This window comes from Granulosicoccus sp. 3-233 (genome assembly GCF_052681095.1).
In genome coordinates, this window is the sequence record NZ_JBQYLE010000024.1 from 1 (window position 1) to 20157 (window position 20157).

At 47.2% G+C, this 20157-nt stretch carries 16 protein-coding genes; 13 read left to right on the forward strand and 3 right to left on the reverse strand.

The window, feature by feature from the left end; translation table 11 throughout:
* The coding region (locus ACUNV4_RS29345) for a S8 family serine peptidase (protein WP_430882234.1) at positions 1-2537 on the forward strand (2537 nt) is incomplete at its 5' end.
* 76 nt (positions 2538-2613) lie between these two features.
* On the opposite strand, the gene ACUNV4_RS29350 is transcribed toward ACUNV4_RS29345, so the two are convergent.
* Positions 2614-2988 (reverse strand): hypothetical protein, encoded by a 375-nt coding sequence (locus tag ACUNV4_RS29350; RefSeq protein WP_430882235.1) that lies wholly within the window; start codon positions 2986-2988, stop codon positions 2614-2616.
* Positions 2989-3134: 146 nt separating this feature from the next.
* Between ACUNV4_RS29350 and ACUNV4_RS29355 the strand changes: the two genes are divergently transcribed.
* Positions 3135-4625 (forward strand): hypothetical protein, encoded by a 1491-nt coding sequence (locus tag ACUNV4_RS29355; protein WP_430882236.1) that lies wholly within the window; start codon positions 3135-3137, stop codon positions 4623-4625.
* A gap of 70 nt (positions 4626-4695) precedes the next feature.
* Here ACUNV4_RS29355 and ACUNV4_RS29360 read toward each other — a convergent pair whose 3' ends face one another.
* A complete protein-coding gene (locus tag ACUNV4_RS29360) occupies positions 4696-5244 on the reverse strand; it encodes a hypothetical protein (protein ID WP_430882237.1) in 549 nt (182 codons plus the stop codon).
* A gap of 151 nt (positions 5245-5395) precedes the next feature.
* Between ACUNV4_RS29360 and ACUNV4_RS29365 the strand changes: the two genes are divergently transcribed.
* The 5 genes from ACUNV4_RS29365 to ACUNV4_RS29385 all read left to right on the forward strand — a co-directional run bounded on the left by ACUNV4_RS29365 (position 5396) and on the right by ACUNV4_RS29385 (position 9653).
* Complete coding sequence (locus ACUNV4_RS29365; protein WP_430882238.1) at positions 5396-6103, forward strand: hypothetical protein; 708 nt, start codon at positions 5396-5398, stop codon at positions 6101-6103.
* Positions 6096-7925: a type IV secretory system conjugative DNA transfer family protein gene (locus tag ACUNV4_RS29370; protein WP_430882239.1), complete on the forward strand. Its 1830-nt coding sequence runs from the start codon at positions 6096-6098 to the stop codon at positions 7923-7925. The genes ACUNV4_RS29365 and ACUNV4_RS29370 overlap by 8 nt, the downstream gene beginning before the upstream one ends.
* 109 nt (positions 7926-8034) lie before the next feature.
* The gene (locus ACUNV4_RS29375) at positions 8035-8922 is read left to right on the forward strand and encodes a replication-relaxation family protein (protein ID WP_430882240.1); all 888 of its coding nucleotides are present in this window, start codon (positions 8035-8037) and stop codon (positions 8920-8922) included.
* Between the two features lie 58 nt (positions 8923-8980).
* Complete coding sequence (locus ACUNV4_RS29380) at positions 8981-9268, forward strand: hypothetical protein (RefSeq protein ID WP_430882241.1); 288 nt, start codon at positions 8981-8983, stop codon at positions 9266-9268.
* Between the two features lie 97 nt (positions 9269-9365).
* Entirely contained in the window at positions 9366-9653 is a 288-nt protein-coding gene (locus tag ACUNV4_RS29385) for a hypothetical protein (protein ID WP_430882242.1), read from the forward strand.
* A 140-nt stretch (positions 9654-9793) separates the two neighbouring features.
* Here ACUNV4_RS29385 and ACUNV4_RS29390 read toward each other — a convergent pair whose 3' ends face one another.
* A complete protein-coding gene (locus tag ACUNV4_RS29390; RefSeq protein WP_430882243.1) occupies positions 9794-10297 on the reverse strand; it encodes a JAB domain-containing protein in 504 nt (167 codons plus the stop codon).
* A 224-nt stretch (positions 10298-10521) separates the two neighbouring features.
* Here ACUNV4_RS29390 and ACUNV4_RS29395 point away from each other — a divergent pair, with 224 nt between their 5' ends.
* From ACUNV4_RS29395 to ACUNV4_RS29420, 6 genes are all read left to right on the forward strand, one after another.
* Positions 10522-10875, forward strand: a complete 354-nt coding sequence (locus tag ACUNV4_RS29395) for a DUF2958 domain-containing protein (protein WP_430882244.1) — start codon at positions 10522-10524, stop codon at positions 10873-10875.
* Positions 10875-11834, forward strand: a complete 960-nt coding sequence (locus ACUNV4_RS29400; protein ID WP_430882245.1) for a CHC2 zinc finger domain-containing protein — start codon at positions 10875-10877, stop codon at positions 11832-11834. Before ACUNV4_RS29395 ends, ACUNV4_RS29400 begins: the two co-directional genes overlap by 1 nt.
* Positions 11835-12338: 504 nt before the next feature.
* Positions 12339-13334 carry a tyrosine-type recombinase/integrase gene (locus ACUNV4_RS29405; protein WP_430882246.1) on the forward strand — a complete coding sequence of 332 codons (996 nt, stop codon included), beginning with the start codon at positions 12339-12341 and terminating at the stop codon, positions 13332-13334.
* 169 nt (positions 13335-13503) lie between these two features.
* Positions 13504-15849 carry a type I restriction-modification system subunit M gene (locus ACUNV4_RS29410; RefSeq protein ID WP_430882247.1) on the forward strand — a complete coding sequence of 782 codons (2346 nt, stop codon included), beginning with the start codon at positions 13504-13506 and terminating at the stop codon, positions 15847-15849.
* Positions 15850-15852: 3 nt separating this feature from the next.
* Complete coding sequence (locus ACUNV4_RS29415; RefSeq protein WP_430882248.1) at positions 15853-17103, forward strand: restriction endonuclease subunit S; 1251 nt, start codon at positions 15853-15855, stop codon at positions 17101-17103.
* Positions 17093-20152, forward strand: a complete 3060-nt coding sequence (locus tag ACUNV4_RS29420) for a type I restriction endonuclease subunit R (protein ID WP_430882249.1) — start codon at positions 17093-17095, stop codon at positions 20150-20152. Before ACUNV4_RS29415 ends, ACUNV4_RS29420 begins: the two co-directional genes overlap by 11 nt.
* Positions 20153-20157 lie beyond the last annotated feature (5 nt).

The window sequence follows — 20157 nt, forward strand, 5'->3', positions numbered from 1 at the left end:
ACACACCAGACACACCAGACACACCAGACACACCAGACACACCAGACACACCAGACACACCAGACACACCAGACACAACACCACCCATCATCAATTTGCTGGGTGATAACCCTCTAACCTTGAATCTTGGTGAGACATTCATTGATCCAGGTGCCATTGCTAGCGATGACGTGGATGAGGATATTTCTACAGAAATTATCGTTAGTGGCGATCAAGTAGACTCCAGTTTCACTGGAAACTACATTGTGTTCTACGATGCTAGTGACGCATCAGGAAATGATGCCGTCCAGATATCGCGAATAGTTTCAGTTAGTGACACATCCGTTGCAGAAACTATGGTGCAGCCGACGATAATAGGTGGTGTATCAGCCATCAATGATAATACAACTGAATCAGTACGTTTTATTGTTCGGTTGTATGGAAAGGACGTTGACAAAGTGTCCGCATCATACGTTGAAGATATGAAAACCAAGGAGCGCTTCATAGTAAATGACCAAGGCATTGGTGGTGATGAGGTTGCAGATGACTACACATACTCTACGATGATAGAAATCAACAATGTGGGGTATGAGCCTGGTAGTTGCTTTGTATATCAAGCTATAGCAATCGTGAATGAAGTAGAGGTGTCATCAGCAAATACAACTGAAATTTGTGTGACTAGCTACTCACTAGAATTCACTGGCCTCACGCAGCAAGAGTTAGATACCAACAGCTTTACGATTGATGGTGTTCAAGTTTCTAGCAAATTTGTAAGTATAATGTTGCATGAAGGAGTTAGAGAGCCAGCGTTCAATCAGCTTGTTGCGCAATATCCGATAAATGTGGTTCATCACACCCCATCTGTGAATGTATATCGAGTTGAATTCAGCGAACCGTTTTCAAGTCCAGAAGAAATGTTTGCAACATTATCCGAAATCCAAGAATCAAGCATTGTGCGCTTTGCTGATGCTGAATACTTCAATATAAAACTCAATTCAGCTTTGCCTGATTCTGCTTCAATACAAGACCAGTATCATTTAGATCTAACTAGAGCTAATGAAGCTTGGCACTTTTCTCAAGGTAAGGGAATTGTTGTTGCTGTAATTGATTCTGGTATAGATGAGAGCCATCCTGCATTTAAAAATAGGCTCGTAGGTGGCAGAAACTATACAGATGAAGAAAGTGAGAGGGTCGATGGGCTTGGGCATGGAACACACGTGGCTGGCATTTTGGCAGCGGGTCTAGATTCTTTGGCGCAAGGCATCGCTTTTGAAAGCAAAATAATGCCAATCAGGATATTTAATGATCTCGGAGAATCGATGCCTGGTGTGCTCCCTAATGCGATTAGGTGGGCAATTGATCATGGCGCGAGAATTATAAATCTTAGTCTTGAAATCGATGCGGAAAAAGAGGACAGATATTGTACCGCAAGAATTGCATTTGGCTTTGGTGATCCAGAAGACTGCCTGGCTGAAAAAATAGCAAATAGTAGCCAGACAATTGCTGGGATGTGTCGTGCAATAAAAACAGCCTATGACGAGAATGTGCTAGTGGTAGCTGCTGCGGGAAATGCAGGAACATCCCTGAGGAATTATCCAGGTGGATGTGATGAGGCATTTACAGTGATGTCTACTGACCATAACGATAATAAGGCAAATAGTAGTCAATTCGGTGATTGGGTCGCTATTGCCGCACCAGGGGTGAAAATATATTCTACTGTCCCGGTAAGCCAAGGGTCATATGATGAAGACAGTGGAACTTCGCAAGCAGCTCCTTCGGTCTCTGGAGCTGCTGCGCTTTTAATGTCTAAGCACAGAGGATTGTCAGCGCAAGAAGTTGAAGAAATATTACAAGAGACTGCGGTTGAAGTTGATGATTTTGATCTTGGACAATTAGGCTTCAATAATTTTAAGCGATTGGATATTGCAGAAGCGGTGTTCAATGGAAGCTTCGAGGCTTCAATAGATATTCATTGGAAGACTACCAGTTTCGGTCAGGGCTTAGTAACCACATCCAGTAGACTTGGAGTAGTGAATGCAACTGACAGAAATATGATGGCGGTTCTGCAAACCAGAACAAGAGGCAGTACTTACGTTGACGGGAGTGCAGGCATTGAGCAGGAATTTGAAGTAAAGGAAGGCGTAACGAGCCTTCCTTTTTCGTTTGATTACGCATTCGTCACAGAGGAAAATCCCGAAAATATTGGAGATGAACTTACTAATGATCAATTTTCTATTTCCATATTTCATGAAGACTTCTATGAAGACTTTTTCGATCCTGATTTTGCGCAGCGTGACGACATATTTGCTTTGAGATTTGGTGTCGGTGCGTCAAGTGACGTTGAGTTTTTGCCATTGAGTGGTGTTAATTTGCCTGACGGTGACGATACAGTCGATTGGACTGGTTGGAAATCAAAGGAGTTTGATCTCCCCGTTAGACCAGGAAGATACCATATGCTAATTTCTATTCGTCCGGCACTTTTGGCAGAGCAAATCGGTCTTCCTGATAATCATAATTCTGCATTATTAATTGACAACATACGTTTTGCACACAAGTAGCTAAATAGAGAAAGAAAAAGCATCTATCACCATTGTGATGATGCTTTTTTATTGGGTGGCGTTGCCACCAATCGTGTCAGTGCAAACGTCTGAGATCCACTCTGGTTTTTTCGGTGGTTGATGATTCACCAACAACACGCGGTTCTCTTGTTTCGCCAGGTACACCGTACTGGTGATCCAGGTCTCTCAGTCGCTGCTGATGTTGTAATTCCATTTCGTACGCTATCTGCCTTGCCTCAAGGTCAATCCGCATCGTGTCGAGGTTTGACGCAGCGATCCGCTCGCGTCTTTCTCGCACAATAGCAGGGCCGTTTTGTATGCGGTATTCCATGTCTTCGTTGTGTCTTCGCAAATTTTTCGATGCAAAATGATCCAAAATTACGTTCCACAAGATGTAGGTCACAGATAGAATAACGATAGCTATTGCAACACTGACTAAGGTACTGGGCATGATGATTCCTCGTTTATGGGTGGGATCAAAGGCCCATGAGACACTTGATCCAGCCCACAACTTGGGTTAATGTATTATAGTGCATAATACTGTATATGTCAACAGTAGTTCTCGATCTGTAGACCGATAAAGCGGGGTTTTACGGTGTGAAATGGATTTTTCTGTTACTGCAGTTAATGCTGTGTGGTCAGGTAATGAGTGGGGCAGAGTTCCCTACAAATGAGGAACTGTATGACGGTGAGGTGGGGCAGGTCATAACAATGACTAGCCACGAATATCGTTTCTCAGAAGGCTTTAATGGGCGCGATAAGTTCAGGGTGAGTAAGGGTGCACTTCTCATTTCATTGGGTCGTCGTCGTAATCGAGATTTTATTTTCGTCGTCGACAAGCAACAGAATACGCTAGGTGGCGGATGGCTTCACTCATCACGTATTGCAAGTCGCAAGGCAATGCGGCCTCTAGATTCCCTTTACCCAGGACTCAAGAAATTTGTTGCTACAGTCAGAGAGCAAAACAGAAAGACGACGCTTGCAGAGGCACCTGTAGCCAACACTGGAAAGCTCCATGTGAAGGCCTCGCCTGCGCATGCCCGTGTGCGAATTATGAACATTAGACCCCAATACACACCGCTAATGGAGTTGCCTCTCGGTAAGTCGTATGACATTGAAGTTGACGCACCAGGCTACGCAACTGCTAGAAGGACAGTCACACTCAAGGATAAGATCACGCCTGTCATCATTGATCTGAAACCGATAAATGTTGCCTCACGCACTACTGCCGTTCAAACGAACATGTCAGCCGCAGAAGTCGCAATTACACAACAAGGGTCACCCAGAGCGTCACAGCGTGATCAACGTAATGTGCGAGCGGAACAGAGTACATTTCAGCCTGAGGAGAAGCTGAAGCAAAGTAATAGCGGTTGGCTCGATGTTGTACGGCGCACAGAATTTGGCATGGGGGTCGCCAAAAAATTTGTAACAACACCAATGCTTTTTATTCCGTACCTGATCATTGCAGGTGTAGCGCTTTTTACACCGTCGTTTTGGGATCTGTCGTATCGCGTCGGCATTAAGATTGTCACAGGCGTCATTTTTGGCGTCGTTGTCACAGTCATCCTTTATGTACTGCTACTGCTGGCAATGAGCGCTTTCGATGCATCACTAAATTCTGGCAATGTACTTATAGCCATAATCGGCGGTATTGTTTTTCTCGTCTTCATGTGGAGCGTAGGCGCGCCATTCTTCGCTATAGTTCTAGGTGTGATTGCAATCAACTACATCTGGCCTGTTCTCGTGCTTCTTGCACTACCTGGTCTACTTATTTTTGCCTATGACATCTTTTACTATTTTGTTGTGTCGGGTGGCGCATTGACACAGAGGCACGGTGCCGAAGCTGGTTTACATGCGTCGCGTTACCAGAAAGCATTCAATGAGGAGATTGCTGATGGTATTTTTGCCTCTGTACAGAGGCCATTCAAGGCTGTAAATACTTGGGCTGATGGGATTCACTACGAAGTGCAGAGTAGACGCGCTCGGAAGATGAGTAAGATGCTTGATGAAGAGGCGGAGATGTTGAAGAAGTACGAAAACATTGAGAAATTGCGTGAACGTAAGCGAAAATTTGATCATGTGGAATAAGAAAAAGACATCCAATGAGATGTCTTCAAGAGGCTAATGCCGATGCGCGATCTCTGTCGATATTTTCCTCTCAATGGAGGCGTATACGAGTGACTTCACCGGCTTTTGTTGTGCGTTTTCGTTGTTGCTTGAGCGTTTCCAACCGCTTCAGATGTTCTGATGTTGGCTTGGTGATGCGTTGGTATGGTGCTCGCGCTTCCCCATTTTTCGCTTCCCTCGTTTTTTTTGGCTTCTTTGCGGATGCTGTTGTAGAGCTGCCGACAACATGAGGAGTATGGGATTGAGTTGGTTCTTTTACGCGGTGCGCTTCTCCGGCAATTTGTCGCATTCTTTTTCGATGCTCAATTTCCATAGAAAACTCGATCTCAGCTCGCTCGTACGCCATAGCTTTGCGATCGATTTCATGTTGATGAGTCTTTTGACAATACTCAGCGTCCGTCATGTCTCGAGAGTCGTAGGTTGCAAATGCACCACCGATTTCTGTCGACTGTGGTGATTTTTTTAGTGGGTTTACAGGGCCGATGGTGAATTCGATAGTCATCCACAGCGCCCTGATCGCAGCGAGTGCAAGGAGAGCAACGAGAATAAAGGCAACAGTTTGAAAAAGGACAATAAGCATGATGATTTCACTTGGTTGTTGGGGGATTCATGCGCTTAGTAGCGCACCTGAATCCACCTACAACATAGTGTCATGCTTGTATTAAATATAGCACAATATCGCTATTTGGTCAATGGCGCAGAACGAGGATAGGGCTGTGAGTGATGGGACAATGAGTGAGGGTGATCTCGTAGATCGCGAGGGGAAGAACCAATTGATCCCGCATGATATCGGTGTCTTGCAAGGTGTGGATGATGAGCCGTTTAGGCTCCAGATTCCTGGAAAAGGATCCGTCTTCCTTCGGTTTCTGCAACGGCGTAATGTCGATGCGCAGCGCAAGCTCTTTGAGGCTGTTGCGGAAGCGGGTGAGGCGTACATCGCTGCGGCGAAGGTTGGAAATCGCATTCAAGGTAAAAACTTACGAGCAATCCTTGATGCTGACTCTGACCTCATACATGCATCGCGTATAACCGCAAGTCGTGCGCTCGATAGTGAGCGCTTTGAGAAAGAGCAAGATTCTATACGGCAAGAAACGCTTGCCGCGCAGAACAAACTTGCACAACTGAAGGCACAAGACGCCCTCAGAGAATACGAAAAGAACAAGGGTAAAACGAAGAAAGATCTCCTTAAGGAGCAAACGAAGAAGAAACTGCAAGCACGGCGAGAAGCTCGTCGTGCATACATAAAAGAACAGCAAGAGATACAAGAGGTCATCAAGGAAATTGATGAGATGTGTGAGGAGAAGGTTGCGGAGTTCTATGCGCGCATTAGAAGGCAGGGCCGGGAGCCTGATCTGTCAGAGGGCTCGCAGGATTTTCTCAACTTACAACAGATTGAGGACTCCTATGAAATGATGAAGCAGGGGATTCATAGTGTATAAGAGGATCACACGACCAGGCACTGCAGTCGCTGGTAAAACACCGCGACAGTACCTTTCACGTGTTCCGACATCTGTTCATGCATCGCATCCTATTTCAGCGCTGCAGTACGAGAATGATCCAACGCAGTCTTTTCTCTTTCCTCCTGCTTTGCGGCAGTATCATATGCAGGTTCTGGGGCGACCTGGGGGTGGAAAGACGAAGTTCCTGGAGGCATGCATACGCCAGGACATCATCAAGGGGCACGGGTTATTGCTTATTGATCCTGCTGGGAATCTCTACAATGACCTGACGAAGTGGATCATCCAAAACGGATATCTCCGTTCGCGAAAAGTACTGCTGCTGAATCCCAATCATCCCACACACACCTTTGCCTTTAACCCGCTGGAAGTAGAGCCTATTGCAGGCGAAAGTGCGAGAGACCGCCTCACGCGTATTGGACACGCCGTGGACGCGACAATGCTTGCTATCGCGTCGATCCAAGGCGGTGAAAACCTTGACAGCCAGCCACGCTACAATCACGTGATGCGGCACATTCTTCATGTGCTTGCTGAGAATAACCTGACGCTATGTGATAGCCATATTTTTACGAATTACGACCGCATGGACGAGCGTCGCGCTCTGTATGAGCGTTCTAACTCACAGGCAATCCGTGAGGAGTGGCGGAAGTTTGATGGTAAGCGGCGCAGTGACTTCGAGCTCTTCATGGAAGCGCCGACCAATCGCCTGGCACGCTTTTCTAGTGCGACGCTCTCGTGCATCGTAGGGCAGCGGAAGAGTTCCTTTGACTTCAAGAAAGCGATGGATGAGGGAGCAACCATCCTTGTCCATACAGGGATGGATCCAGCTGGTCTGACGGACACGGAAAGCAAAATTCTTGGCAGGTTGCTACTCAATAACCTGACAATGCGAGCACGTGAGCGCTACACCATCAATGGACGTAAGCCGCGTGAATTTTACTGCTATATCGACGAGTGTGATCGCTACCTCAACGACGATATTGCGACAGGTATCGATAAGCTCAGGCAGTTTGGCTTGCGCATGATTCTCTCGCATCAAAGTATCGCGCAGTTGGATGAAGCTGGCATCAAGGTACGAGGATCCGTTCTTGGTTCAACGGCGACCAAGGTCTTCTTTGCTCTGAGCGATGAAGATGCTGAGCTTGTCGTGCAGCGAGTGTATAACGGGCGCATTCGTTACGATGAGACGATTGATGCGCTGGATAAGCCAACCGTTGTTGGATATACGATCGGGCATTTGCGCAATTTTTCGCGAAGCGAAGCAGGTGGAGAAGGGAAGGCAATTGCGCAAGCGAAAGGCAGTGCCAGCGCTTCTTCTGCCGGACAAGCTCTCCAGGGCGACCCAGGTTTCTTTGGCATGGGTGAATCTGAAATCTCTCATATGCGTGCAGATTCCACCAGCAAAAGTACTTCAGAATCTGTTGCAAGTAGCACATTTTCCACTAGCAGTAGTTCTGAGGGCGTGTCAGAAACACTCATTCCTGAGATGGCCATGTTGCCTACCGCCCGCTTGTCGCTGGAAGAACAGCTTATGGAGCACAAGCGGTATTTGGTGCTTATGCCGACGCAGCACTGTGTCGTGACACTGCCACACGCTGTGAGCTTTGATGCAATCGTTGCGCACACGAATACACCTGTCGTTAGTGACCAGCGCCTCTTGGAGCGCCACACGCAATACTATGAAAGGCAGGGCGATCTTTACCGCAGGAAAGATGCAGTCTTTGCAGCGTTAAATCAGGACGCAACATTCTCCGTGACCGATTCACCTCTTGCGGACGACGAAGAGAGCATCACGTTTAGCTGACGGAGCGCGACAGCGCGCATGATATAATCGAGGGCATATGGAGGCTACACCACGCGTACCCACGGAGAAGAGGCCGCGCATTCAGATCACACCACGTGACCGAGCCCTCTTGTATTCCATCTATACGCATCGCTTTATGACAGCGGAGCAGATCCAGAAAGTAGTCGACCCGTCCTGGCATCTCACTAACCTTAAGAACCGCCTCACAGCACTGTTCCGCAATGACTATGTTGCGCGTCCGCAGGCGCAATTTGGCGAATTCGTAGAAGGTGGTGGCAGCAGGCCACTTGTCTATGCGCTTGGCAGGGAAGGGAAGAAGGTGCTGCTTGAGCCGCCATATTCTCTACCTCTCAAAAGCGTAAACGTCGTATCCAATAACACGAAAGTAGAACGGCCTCATATCAAGCACACACTTATTACGACAGAGGTAGTGGCTAATGCGCGTGTAGCGTGCAGTGAAAGAGGCATTACCTTCATTGATGAAACAGATCTGATTCAGACTATCTCACACCCTGAGCGAAATATCGGCAAGCACCGCACGCGTAGTTGGCCGGTGCCAGCGTTTCCGCCACTGACAGCAGAGCCGTCGTGGATCATTCCAGACAGGATGTTTTGCTTGCACTTTCCTGATCGCCCCGATGGGCAAAACCGTCTCTACTTTTTTCTTGAAGCTGATCGTGGCACGGAGAACCATGTGAGTGCCGATGCTACCAAGGCGACGCTCGCACGCAAGATGCGGCAGTACCGTGCAACGGCAAAGAGTCGTGCGCTCAGGGAGCATTTCCCAGCAATTGGTAGTTTCATCGTACTAGTCGTTGGAATGACGCCCAAGCGAATCCACAACATGCTCGTCAATTCGCAGGCAATCGAAGGGGGATGGAACAAGCTGCTGTTTAGCGATCTTGCGACAGTGGAATCAACACCCTTCTTTGAGATCCCGTGGCAAGAAGGGAAGAATAGGTCTGTGGTAACTCTAGGAAGCGTTTTTCAGCGGTGATAGAGGTGTAAAATATGCGCGGGGAGTTCCTATTTGATCTACACGAGAGAATGTAGAGATGGCCATATTATTTGAAGATGACACCGATATTCACGACAACGACACTGTAGTAAAAGATCCTGGAGGGGTAGGTGACGTCAGGTTTAAAGACAGGACAAAAGTCAGGAACAATAGGAGGGTCATCGATTACTCCGCAGAGGGCGCCCCGAAGAGCAATAACACACCAACGCTCAAGCATAAACTCAAAGAATATTTTGGGATGAAAGCTTTCATCATGCCACTTATCGGCGCAATCGTCGCCGCTGTTGTTGCTGGCTATATTCTTTGGGTGTGGCTGTATGGATAGCCCGTCGATCACAAGAACTTCGGCAATTGAATATATGCTGTGGCTTTACCGATGAAGGTTCACAGTACCTATTAGGTAACATAGCTAGAGGGATATCATGACGGATGATACGCGAACGAAGAATACTATGATTAATTGCAAGTTCCTCGAACCAGGGCCTAATGCGGAGGAAGTTATCAGGATCGATGGAGAACATGACCTTGATCTTATCAATATGGAAGCCGATCCATGCAAAACGCTGATTAGAAATCCGGGCGGTGGTGCCAATGTTCGGATAATGGGGTCAACCGATGTGTCTGGATTCGAGAGTGTCGCGGATTTTTCGCCTGCGAAAGATGCTACCAGTGCTTTTGACCTAAAAGTCGATAGAAAAAAGCGAAAATAGTTGCGTGTCGTGCGGATTCAGCGCGTATCAACCTATTGATCGTACAAAGTTCGCAGGGCGCTGCGCAGTATACGAGACCAAACATTGCATTCGCAGAGAAAAAAGCCACTCATTGAGTGGCTAATGGCGGTTGCCGCTTTCTAGACAAGTCCGCGTTCTGCGAGTGATGTGATGCTGTCACCACCTACAATGAGGTGGTCAAGCACATGAACATCGATGGTTTTGAGTGCGTCCGACAGTTTCCGTGTCAGTCGCACATCGGTGTCGGATGGCTCCGCGACACCAGAGGGATGGTTGTGCGCAAAAAGGATCGCAGCAGCGTTACACAGCAGTGCTCTTCTCACGATCTCACGCGGATAAACAGCAGCAGTATTTATCGAACCTGTTGCCAGGACACCGTGCTCGATGACGCGGTGACGGTTATCGAGGAACACGCCCCAGAACTTTTCGATTTGCTCATCACCTAAATGGATTGTGAGGTAGTTACGTACATGCTGCGGAGACGATAGGATGTCGCTGCCACGGCGTAGTCTTCTGGCTGTGAGCCGTTTCGCCACCTGGATGATCTCTTCTGATCGTACAGGTCTAGTGACGCTGTAGCAGCCACGCTTATCACGGATAAATGGTCTGATTTCCTCTGTCATTGTTTGCTCCTTCCCTCTGTGCGCCAGAGGAGGCGCCACGAGTGGGAGGGTGATGTCACACTGCACGCAGTGTCTTCTTTAGATAATCACCTCAAAGAAAAGCTGTCAAATACGAGGCTGTCTTGACCAGGGTTGCAGTACATGGTTTTCTATAACTAGCACCTTACGAACAGACAGACTTCTACGTGGCAACGCTCCGGCGTTGTCGGGGCAGGAGGTTGGTTATGGAGTTTCATCCATGGCGTCCGTTACTTTTACCTGAGGATATCGAAAAGCTCATTGCAAACGGCAAAATTGTCGAAGAAACGGGAGCGTCTGATTTCTATCCCGTCGTCAAGCTCTTTGGCGGGCCGTGCACATGGCTTCTCACAGATGTCCATCCAGACTATCCTGACATTGCATCGGGACTGTGTGACCTTGGTCTGGGCTTTCCTGAGCTTGGGAGTGTGATGGTCAGTGAGATCGAGTCACTTTTTATCGTGACCATCGAGCGTGATGCATTCTTTGAGGCAAAGGCACCGATTTCTGTGTATGCGCGACATGCGCGGGCAGCGGGCTACATCGTGGAGGACTTCTGATGGCACGGATATCGTTTGACGCGATCAAAGCTCGTGTGAGTATTGTCGATGTGCTGTCGCGTTACTTCGCACCTGCTGATCTCGTACTTTCAGAAGGGAAGACGCAGCTGCGCTTGCCGTGCCCGATCTGCTTATGCGATCGGCGGAGTTTCAGTGCGAGTACGGTAAAGAATGTTTTCAAGTGCTTTGGCTGTGGCGCGCAGGGCAACGTCCTGGATCTTGTTGCAGGCCTCGAGGAGGTCGACGTGCCAGGTGCAGCGAAGCTTTTGAACGAATGGTTTCCGGTTTCGGATCAGCAGAAGAAGGCGAAGGCAAAAGTACTGAAACCGAAGGTGGCTAAGAAGGAAGCGGCAGTTGCGGTTGATACACAGAAGGAGTCGCCCAAAAAGGCATCCAGAGAAGCGTCAGAGATTGTTCCCAAGATGACAAACACCGTCTTGGGGTTTGAGCTCAAAGGCATTGAGCCTGACCATGCAGATGTTGCGGCTCTGGGCATTACCCGACCTGCTGGTTTTGGCATTGGGTACTACCAGGGGAGGGGAACGCTTGCGGGGCAGGTTGTGTGTCCGATTCGGAACGAGGAAGGGGAGCTTCTTGCGTACTGCGGGCTTGCTATTGCGGATGGTGTGCATTGCATTACCTATCCAGGTGTGCAGCATTTCGCGCGGGACGGCGATCTTTATCATCCAGCCTGGGAGCAGGGGGTAGAAGATGGTGGCAGTCTCATCTTGGTACAGAGTCCTTTACACGCAGTACTGCTGTGTGAAAGGGGGTATCACTCTGCTGCCTTTATGGCTCTCGTGCCTGGTGTGGGGCAGGTTCGTGCGCTCTACGACTTCTCGATCGAGCGAGGTGTGCGGATTACGTATTGCTACGCTAGTGCAGATAGCGACGAGCACATTGGTCAGGTGGTGCGGTCGCTTGCTGATATACCGCTTGCGGTTGCGGTGATGATGTAGTGTCGATAACGCCTTCCTCGAGCCTGAGGATGGCGTTTTTTACTTCATATGTAGTGTTTTTAAGGTGTCGTGCATTGATCAAGCTCAGCAACGTTGCGGAAATTCATAACCTCAATTGCACACTGACGGGAGGAAACTCCATCAGCCTTTTCAAATCACACTCGATGTTTGATGAGATCTACGCTGACCTTCGTACCGCCGTTGTCATGGATCGACAGATCCAAATTCGTATCGTCATGGGCTCAAGCCCATGCAACATCGCGTATACAACATTGCTTCGGAAATAATGAAACGACACTGAAAATCAGAACATACAGGTTACAGGTGAACAGTTCCCTCCGGTATCTCGGAAATTTAGCACTCAAGCTTAACGGCTTGGGTGTTTTTTCTTACTTCAAAAATCTCAAATCCACCTGACGGAGCGTCGTCAAAATGCATCCCAATCTCGATCTCTATAGGGGTACATAACGTCCTTTATGTACCCCTATATGCTATACTGAATGTATGGTGAAAGTAGATCAAAAAACAGGGTTGCCAGCGATTCCTCGATCTCTCCCGATCGATGTGCGGACAGCTGGGCTACCAGTTGCAATCGCCGACCTCGGCGAAGATGCTACTTTTCGATTTCTGGAATTCTTCACTGCCAATATTCGGAACAAGAACACCAGGTCAGCATACGCGCGTGCGGTGTGGAAATTTTTCGACTCGTGTCCGCTTGCACTGCACGACATCACGTCCGTACACATTGCCGCCTACGTGGAGAAGCTCGGTGAAGAATACGCGCCGCCAACTGTGAAGCAACACTTGGCTGCGCTCAGAATGCTTTTTGACTTTCTCATCATTGGTCAGATCATGCCCACCAATCCAGCACACGCTGTGCGCGGGCCCAAGCATGTCGTCAAGAAAGGGAAGACACCAATTCTTGTTAAGGATGAGATCAAGCAGTTATTTGATTCGATCGATGCGACGACATCAGTAGGACTTCGCGATCGAGCCATGATCGCAACACTCTTCTATACCTTTGGTCGTGTCAGTGCTGTCGTCGGCCTCAACAGGGAAGACGTCTACACACAAAGAAGAAAAACTTGGCTGCGGTTTCGTGAGAAGGGTGGCAAGGTGCACGAGGCTCCGTGCCACCATCTCCTGGACGAATACCTTCTGGACTACTTAGAGCACTCACCGATCAGCGGCTTCACAGAACCTAAGTCACCGTTGTTCTGCTCGATCGCAAGAGGTAGGGGCGGCGACTTCACTGGTAGGCGGCTGTTGCGCGGCGAGGCCTACAAGATGGTGCGACGGCGCTTGCGCCAGGCTGACATCGATACTGTGGCAGGCAACCACATGTTCCGCGCCAGCGGTATCACCATCTACCTGGAAAACGGTGGGCAAGTAGAGCACGCCCAACAGATGGCAGGACACGAAAGCCCCCGCACCACCAAACTCTACGACCGCCGCAACGACATTATTTCGTTAGATGAAGTAGAGAAGATCATCATTTAACGTCAGCACCAGCGCTGTTGCTAGAATTCGTGAAAACGGGCGGTTGATGTATTATAAGGCGTATAGTCCTTGCTCCCATATTTTGCGTGAAGCGCAGTGGTGCTATTCCCCAATGTCGCCTAACAGTAGCGGCTAAGAGCAACTAATAAGAGTTCCCTCAAACTACTATATGAATACCGCATCTCACTCTCGATTAGTTAACTTCATTTGGTCAATCGCTGACGACTGCCTTCGCGATGTCTACGTGCGAGGCAAGTACCGCGATGTCATCCTGCCAATGGTTGTACTGCGACGCCTTGATGTGCTTCTCGAGCCCTCCAAGGATGCTGTTATGGAAGAGCTTGCTTTTCAGCGCGATGAAGCGGGTTTCACGGAGTGGGATGAAGCAGGCCTCAAAGAAGCTAGCGGCTACGTTTTCTATAACACGAGCGATTGGACTCTGCAGCGTCTTCACGATACTGCGACCAACAGCCAACAAATCCTCCAATCGAACTTTGAAGAGTACCTGAATGGTTATAGCCCCAATGTCAAAGAAATCATAGAAAAATTCAATCTGAAGAGTCAGGTTAAGCACATGGCATCAAAGGACGTTCTTCTAAACGTTCTTGGGAAGTTCACATCTGCTCACATAAACCTCTCACCAGACGTCACGGAGGATCCTGATGGTCGGAAGCTTCCGGCACTGACTAATCTGGGTATGGGCTATGTCTTTGAAGAGCTTATTCGCAAGTTTAATGAGGACAACAATGAAGAGGCGGGGGAGCACTTTACACCCCGGGAAGTGATTGATCTCATGACACACATTGTCTTTGATCCTATAAAGCACAACCTTCCGCCAGTTATGACGATCTATGACCCTGCTTGCGGTTCTGGTGGGATGCTCACCGAAGCTCAGAACTTCATCAAAGATCCTGATGGTGAGATCCGCGCAACAGGGGATGTCCACCTGTATGGAAAGGAGATCAACGATGAGACGTATGCGATCTGCAAATCAGACATGATGATCAAGGGCAACAATCCTTCCAATATTCGTGTCGGCTCCACCCTATCATCCGATGAATTTGCTGGAACGACTTTCGACTTCATGCTTTCAAACCCGCCATACGGGAAGTCGTGGGCAACCGAAGTGAAGAACATTAAAGATGGTAAGGACATCATCGATCCTCGTTTTGAGGTACCTCTAAAAGACTATTGGGGTAATGAGTCACTTGAAGATGCCACACCTCGCAGCTCGGATGGACAACTACTTTTCCTGATGGAGATGGTTGATAAGATGCGGCCACTATCGCAAAGCCCATATGGATCCCGCATTGCATCAGTACACAATGGCTCGAGTCTTTTCACTGGGGATGCCGGCGGCGGGGAGAGTAATATTCGTCGGCATATCATCGAGAACGATCTTCTCGAAGCAATCATCCAACTTCCAAACAACCTATTCTACAACACAGGTATCTCTACATACATCTGGCTAATAAGCAATAAAAAACCAGAAAATAGGCAAGGTAAAGTACAGCTTATCGATGCATCACATCGATATGAGAAGCTCAGGAAAAATCTTGGAGATAAGAACTGTGAGCTTCTCCCAGAGCATGTTCAAGAGATTCGAGATTGTCACCTTGCGTTCAGGGATGTCCCGCGGGACAATGCTACGGGCATTTCATCTAAGATCTTCGATAACGCCGATTTTGGTTATCATAAAGTAACGATAGAAAGACCAAGTCGACGCGCGGCACGGTTCTCCTCAGAGAATATAGCAGGTTTAAGGTTTGATAAAACACTGAAAGAACCTATGGAATGGGCATTTGAGTCATTTGGAGAGCGTGTATACACTGATCTTCCTAAAATCGAAAAGGACATTCTCAGTTGGTGCGAGGATAACGATATCGACCTCAACGCGAAGAAACGGAAAGCCCTAATCTCACCATCTACGTGGAATAAGTGCAAGGCCACCCTGGATCTTGCTGCGCTGTTGCAAGAGCGTATTGGTGAAGACGAATACACTGATTTCAACGTATTTAAAAATGACGTAAGCAATGCGCTGAAAAAGATTGATACCAAGTTTAGTAATGCCGAAATTAAATCTATATTAAGTGCCGTAAGTTGGTACGCCGAAAAAGCGGAAAAGGTAGTAAAGAAGAAAATAAAACTCACAGATGACACCCTTCAGAGCCTCCTCAATCGTCTTCACTGCAGAGTTGAAGATCTCGCTAATTATGGCTACTACCAAAGCGACATTCCGAATTATTTCACTACGTATGAAAGTGATAGCGTACTTCGAGATTCTGAATATATTCAACTGAAGGAGCCCATCCATGACTATTTCCTGCGAGAGATACAACCTCATGTAGAAGAAGCGTGGATCAATTTGGAGAAGACGAAAATTGGCTATGAAATTAGTTTCAACAAATATTTCTATCAACATAAACCATTGCGTAGCTTAGATGAGGTTACGGCTGATATTCTAAAGCTGGAGCAAGAGACAGATGGTTTGATAATGAAGATTGTTAATAAATAGCTCATGGACAATAATTTATCTATGGGAGAATACAAAAATACTAATATTCCGTATATCGGCCTTATCCCTCGATCATGGAATGGGAAAAAAGTACGCTATTTATGCAAAATAAAAACAGGGGAAAAGAACACCGAAAACAAAATCCGCACAGGTGCGTATCCATTCTTCGTAAGATCTAAAATAGTAGAGAATATAGATACCTATTCTTATGATGGCGAAGCTGTTCTAACCTCAGGTGATGGTGCTGGTGTCGGCGAAATATATCACTACATAACGGGTAAGTTTGACTACCATCAAAGGGTTTACAAATTTAGCGAATTTTCCGATGTTACGGGTAGATATTTTTACTATTTCCTATTATCAAAATTCATCAATGTCGCGATTCTTGGATCTGCTAAATCAACAGTGGATAGCTTAAGATTGCCACTGATAAAAGATTTCAAGATATATTTTCCAGAAAGAACAGAGCAAGAAAGGATTACTAGATTTTTGGACTTAAGGATTGATCAGATAGAGAACGCAATTAAAAAGAAAGTGCTTCTAGTTAATCTGCTAGAGGAGCAAAAAAGTATAATCACTCAAGAAGCAGTTACCAAAGGCCTTAATCCTAGAGCAAAAATGAAGTATTCAGGCGTGGATTGGATTGGTGAAATTCCTAAACACTGGGAGGTTAAACGTGCAAAATATTTGTTTCACGAAGTGGATGAGCGTTCAACTCAAGGGGAGGAGGAGTTGCTTTCTGTTTCGCACACAACTGGGGTAACACCACGATCGGAAAAAGAAGTTAGCATGTTTCTTGCCGAGAGCTACGCTGGATCGAAACTCATTAAAGATGGAGATCTAGTTTATAATATAATGTGGGCGTGGATGGGTGCGTTAGGTGTCTCCAAGCACGAAGGTATTGTCAGTCCTTCTTATGGAGTTTTCCGCCAAAGGAAATATAATTTCAATCCGAAATATATTGAGTCCTTATTGAAAAGCAGAATATACGTGGACTACTACAACTCCACGTCTACAGGCCTCCATTCATCTCGCCTTCGATTTTATCCACATATGTTTTTGAATATGTGCATTGCCTTTCCTCCTTTGTCTGAGCAAAATTCTATTATGAAGGTTGTAGAAACTACGTGTGGCGAGATTGAGGAATCTATCAAAAATACAAAGAAGCAAATTGATAATCTTAATGAACTTAAAACTACTCTCATAGACAGCGCCGTAACCGGTAAAATTAACGTATCCAACTATGGTCACTAAAACAAATGAGCAAGCACTAGAATCTGCAATAGAGAAAGCGCTTACCGGCACTTGTTTGGAGGAGCTGAAGGATCAGGTTTCAGAGCCTGCTCTGGTCGCAGAGCTAAATCAAAAGAAGCCCCGCTTTACAATAGGCTATGCAGAGGATTTCGATGCCAAGTACGCTTTAGATACGCGCTATTTCTGGAACTTTCTGGAGACCACTCAGAAGGAGGAACTTGAGAAGCTACAGAAATCTTCTGATTGGCAGCTTAAGGTTCTTGATCGGTTTGATCGTATGGTGAAAAAGTACGGTGTTTTGCGCCTTCTGCGTAAAGGTTTAGATGTGGAGGATGCTCATTTCACACTACTCTATCAGCTTCCACTGTCCAACAGTAGCGCAAGCGTCAAACGCAACTTTGCGCTTAATCAATTCAGCGTCACGCGGCAAGTTCGGTACAACCAGGAGAATCTACGTGAGGAGATTGACATGGCTATCTTCCTCAACGGTATTCCTCTGGCGACTCTTGAGTTGAAAAATCACTGGACAGGCCAGAATGCCAAGGTACACGGCGTCAGGCAGTACAAGTCAAATCGCAACCAGCGCCAGCCACTTCTGAATTTCGGACGGTGCCTTGTACACTTCGCGGTAGATACTGATGAAGTCTACATGACGACGAAATTGTGTGACCAGAAAACGTTTTTCTTGCCTTTTAACAAAGGTCACAATCACGGCAAAGGGAACCCTCCTAATCCAAAAGGCCACAAGTCTGCCTACCTCTGGAATGAGGTGTTTACACCTAAAAGCCTCGCTGGAATCATTCAACATTTCGTGCGTTTCGATGGTAAGGCTAGTGACTCTTTAGCCAGTCGCACACTTTTCTTTCCTCGTTATCACCAGATGAATGTCGTGCGTAAGATTCTGGCACATGCAAGGAACAATGGCGTCGGGCACACTTATCTGATTCAACATTCTGCTGGGTCAGGGAAGAGCAATTCTATAACCTGGGCGGCTTATCAGCTCATAGAGACATATCCAAAAACTGCAGATCTTCCAGGAGCTAAAGATGTTCGTAGCCCGCTTTTTGACTCAGTCATTGTCGTAACTGACCGACGTTTGCTAGACAAACAGCTCCGTGACAACATCCGTGAGTTCTCGGAGGTGAAGAATATTGTCGCGCCAGCAATGACATCTAGCGAATTGAAGACTCACCTGGAAGGTGGTAAGCGCATTATCATCACAACGATTCAGAAGTTTCCATTTATCATCGATGGCATTGCGGATCTCAGCAACAAGCGTTTTGCTGTCATCATCGACGAAGCGCACAGCTCACAGAGTGGTAGTGCTGCTAGCACCATGAACCAAGCAATGGGCGCATCTCAGGAGGAAGAAAGTGATGATCCTGAGGTACTCATACTCAAGGCCATGGAGGCTCGTAAAATGCGTGGAAATGCTTCCTACCTAGCATTCACAGCAACACCGAAAAACAGCACACTAGAGCGCTTCGGTGAAAGGAAACAAGACGGAAGTTATGAGCCCTTCCACCTGTACTCCATGAAGCAAGCCATCGAAGAAGGCTTCATTCTAGATGTACTTGCGAACTACACAACCTACAAAAGCTACTACGAGATCGAGAAGTCTGTCGCTGAAAATCCTGAGTTCGATACTGTAAAAGCACAGAAAAAATTGCGTGCGTATGTTGAACGTGATGAGCGAACAATTGGCACCAAAGCAGAGATCATGCTCGAGCACTTCATCACGCAAGTTGTGAATAAGAAGAAGCTCAAGGGAAAAGCAAAGGGCATGGTGGTTACGCAGAATATAGAGAGTGCTATTCGTTACTACAAAGCCATTAGCAAGCTAGTCGATAAACGAGGAAACCCGTTCAAGGTCGCTATTGCCTTTTCAGGAAAGAAGAAAGTTGATGGCGTCGAATACACTGAGCCAGATTTAAACGGCTTCGGAGAAAAAGACACACGCCACAAATTTGATGAAGATGCATACCGATTGCTCGTCGTAGCCAACAAGTACCTCACTGGGTTTGATCAACCAAAACTCAGTGCCATGTATGTTGATAAGAAGCTGCAAGGAGTGCTTGCAGTGCAAGCTCTCTCACGTCTCAACCGATCAGCACCAAGCCTCGGGAAGAGGACGGAGGATCTATTTATTCTAGACTTCTTCAACACAACTGATGACATCAAGAGCTCTTTTGATCCGTTCTACTCTTCGACCAAACTCAGCGAAGCTACAGATATCAATGTTCTTCATGAGCTAAAAGCAACGCTTGATGACGTTGGCGTTTACGAAGGGTACGAAGTCGAAGATTTTGTTACGAAATACTTTGCTGACGCTGATGCTGAAGACCTAAGCCCTATTATCGATGTCGCTGCTGATCGCTTCAACAACGACCTGGATCTCGAAGATGAGGATAAAGCTGATTTCAAGATTAAGGCTAAGCAGTTTGTAAAAATCTATGGGCAAGTCTCATCCATCATGGACTTCAGCATGGTCAGCTGGGAGAAACTCTTTTGGTTTCTCAAGTTCCTCATACCGAAGCTCGTTGTGGTTGACCGTGAAGCTGAAGCGATCGATGATCTTTTAGATTCTGTCGACCTATCTACATACGGTCTCGAGCGAACAAACCTGAACGCCAGCATCGGTCTCGATGACTCTGCAAGTGAGCTTGCGCCGCAAAACGCCAATCCCAGAGGCGCTTTTGGTGGTGAGTCAGAAGCAGACGAGCTCGAAGAGATTGTAAGAACCTTCAACGAGCGTTGGTTTCAAGGCTGGGATGCCACCCCCGAGGATCAACGTGTAAAGTTTGTAGCTCTCAGTCAGCAGGTGAAGAATCACCCAGATTTTGAGACGAAAGTAGCCAACAACACAAACACTCCAACGCGTGATATGGCGTTCAAGAAAATTCTCGAAGAGGTCATGTCCAAGCAGCGCAAGCAGGAACTAGAGCTTTATAAGCTGTACGCCAAAGACGACGCCTTCAAGTATGCTTTTTTTGACACCATCAAGCGCATGATTGATGAACCAGATCTCGTTCGCAGCAAGGTGAGATAGACCTC